General features: G+C 33.5%; 4 protein-coding genes and 1 pseudogene. 1 reads left to right on the top strand and 4 read right to left on the bottom strand.

Features of this window, described 5'->3' with window-relative positions; genetic code table 11:
- Nucleotides 1–192: 192 nt before the first annotated feature.
- On the bottom strand, nt 193–654 hold the full coding sequence (locus Ctaglu_RS24500) for a hypothetical protein (RefSeq protein WP_125006669.1): 462 nt from the start codon (nt 652–654) through the stop codon (nt 193–195).
- 260 nt (nt 655–914) lie between these two features.
- Between Ctaglu_RS24500 and Ctaglu_RS25685 the strand changes: the two genes are divergently transcribed.
- Complete coding sequence (locus Ctaglu_RS25685) at nt 915–1,073, top strand: hypothetical protein (RefSeq protein WP_164951986.1); 159 nt, start codon at nt 915–917, stop codon at nt 1,071–1,073.
- A 45-nt stretch (nt 1,074–1,118) separates the two neighbouring features.
- On the opposite strand, the gene Ctaglu_RS24495 is transcribed toward Ctaglu_RS25685, so the two are convergent.
- The 3 genes and pseudogenes from Ctaglu_RS24495 to Ctaglu_RS25680 all read right to left on the bottom strand — a co-directional run.
- Complete coding sequence (locus Ctaglu_RS24495) at nt 1,119–1,355, bottom strand: DUF2922 domain-containing protein (RefSeq protein ID WP_125006667.1); 237 nt, start codon at nt 1,353–1,355, stop codon at nt 1,119–1,121.
- A 71-nt stretch (nt 1,356–1,426) separates the two neighbouring features.
- Nucleotides 1,427–1,651, bottom strand: coding sequence for a DUF1659 domain-containing protein (locus Ctaglu_RS24490; protein WP_125006665.1), 225 nt, complete (start codon nt 1,649–1,651; stop codon nt 1,427–1,429).
- 151 nt (nt 1,652–1,802) lie between these two features.
- Nucleotides 1,803–2,101: pseudogene (locus Ctaglu_RS25680) on the bottom strand (replication initiation protein); the annotation flags it as partial.

The following is a 2,101-nucleotide window of genomic DNA, read 5'->3' as shown; positions in this document are numbered from 1 at the left end:
GTTTTGCCGCCGACTTCCTTCAGATTCCACGTCACCATGGACACCCTTGTCTTAAGCTATGCACTTGGCACTATTAACCCGTGCTAGGGACTTTCACCCATTAGATTGCGTCCATGCCGGGCGCACATAAAAAATACCGTAGAATTAACATTCTACGGTATTTTTATTTACTTTTATTTACTTTTATTAATTTTAATTTCCTTGCTTCATTCCTAAGCCGCATCCACCACCATTGCCCTGTCCTGAACCTTTACCCATTCCTTTTCCTTCTCCTTGTCCAAATCCTACACCATTCATCTTACCTATAGACGCGCTACCTGTTCCATCGCAATTTGCCTGATTAGTTTTAATAGAATTATAAATTTCATCTGCTTTAGCCTGAGTTAATTTACCATCCTTTACCCTTTGATCAAGAACTGCTTTTTTCTGCTTAAGACTCTCTATTTTAAATTCATCTAATTTACCTGCCTCGCCTGCCATTGCTCCATATGTTTTTCCAGCTGCTTTATCTTTTGTAACTTGCTCTACTGTCTTTCCTGTCAATCCAGCTAGTATATCCGCTGGCGTCTTAGTAGTTACAGCAGCAAAAACCATGCTTGAACTAAGTACGCTTACCACTGCAATTGCTAGAGCGAATGTCTTAATATTTTTCATAAAATACACTCTCCTTCTAATTTCTTTATTTAATCTATGTCTTTAGTATAGAGTGCAATTGTGATAGAAGTATGATGAAATAAAGAATTAATGGTGAATGTGGTTAAATCATAACCTACAAAGATTTACTTACCCTAAATATATGGTAATATTTGTAATTATGTATTATAATAATTATTGTATTACATAATTAAATCAACTATCTATAAGCTTATTTTATGTAACGCAAATATTATGAGGTGATATTATGAGGTGATATTATGACAAGAGGCAGAAAGAAAATTGAAAACTCTAAAAGTGAATTGATCCATATAAGAATAAGTGAGGAATTATCTAAATCCTTAGAAAGCTTCAAAAATGCTAACAACATAACTAAAAGTGAAGCCGTAAGACTTCTCCTGGACAATGTTCTTAAATAATAAAAAAGATCCCACCAAGGTTAATCCCTTAGTGAAATCTTTTTACTATGCTATCTCAACTTCATTAGTATCAGTAACAACTATCTTAGCATCTTTCTTGCCAGTTAATTTGCCACTAGCAGATGCGAATATATCCTTTGCAATAACTAGATCCATAAGAGCATTTGTTTGCGCAGAAGTTACAGTTGGAACTCCTTTTTCATCAACTTTAATGTCATCTACAGCTAAAGTAAAATACTTACCTTCTACAGATGTTAAAAATCTCATAACTAATTTATTCATATCACTTTTCCTCCTTTTAATTAATTAACCCAATGGTTTTGAGTTTAGGCCTTTCTCTTTTCAGCTACGAGCTAAGCATTAACTAAGCTGAACTCGTCTTCTCTGTCTATTCCCACTAATGGATAATTTTTAATGTTAGAAATAGCTTGTCCTACAGCAAAAAGGTCCTCGTCCACTGCAGTAGTTTTTATATTACCCAATTTTTTTGTTCCATGTTTCTCTTTGCCTTTCTTGTCAATACCCACTATCACAGTAAGCTTTAAGGAACTTGCTACCTTTGTTGATTTAACTGCCATGTTAATCACTCCTTTCAATTTGTTTTCACTGAATATATATGCTCTTCCAGAAGTTTTGCGTTTTTTTTGAAAATAAAAATAAAAACAAAAAAGGTATAGCTAACATATAGCTACACCCTTCATTATTCTAGACTACTTATACACCATTCGTTTATTCCCATCCAAGTAATTTCTTCTCCAATTTATCAAAATCATATTCCCTTTGCGCGTAATCATTGAATTTATCAACTTTACCTATAGGCGACTGATAGTCTTTTTTTATTGCATCAATAAGCCAACCAACCATATTTGTAATTTTAGCTGCTCTTTGAGAGCATCTATACTTTTCTTTGATTATATTTATATCTCCATTGGCACTAATCAATATGCTTTGTGCCTCCTGGTCTGTTATTTCTTCTTTTATAATCTCTTTTACAAGTTTAATATGGTCAATGTTTTGTTGTGGCTTTG

It is taken from the genome of Clostridium tagluense (assembly GCF_003865095.1).
GTDB lineage: Bacteria > Bacillota > Clostridia > Clostridiales > Clostridiaceae > Clostridium_AD > Clostridium_AD tagluense.
Note: the sequence above shows the minus strand (reverse complement) of the source record. Positions and strands in the feature narration are given on the sequence as shown.

Excerpts from the sequence above, each read along its gene's own strand:
- Ctaglu_RS24490 (WP_125006665.1), bottom strand. The coding sequence starts at position 1,651 with ATGGCAGTTAAATCAACAAAGGTAGCAAGTTCCTTAAAGCTTACTGTG.
- Ctaglu_RS24495 (WP_125006667.1), bottom strand. The coding sequence starts at position 1,355 with ATGAATAAATTAGTTATGAGATTTTTAACATCTGTAGAAGGTAAGTAT.
- Ctaglu_RS25685 (WP_164951986.1), top strand. The coding sequence starts at position 915 with ATGACAAGAGGCAGAAAGAAAATTGAAAACTCTAAAAGTGAATTGATC.
- Ctaglu_RS24500 (WP_125006669.1), bottom strand. The coding sequence starts at position 654 with ATGAAAAATATTAAGACATTCGCTCTAGCAATTGCAGTGGTAAGCGTA.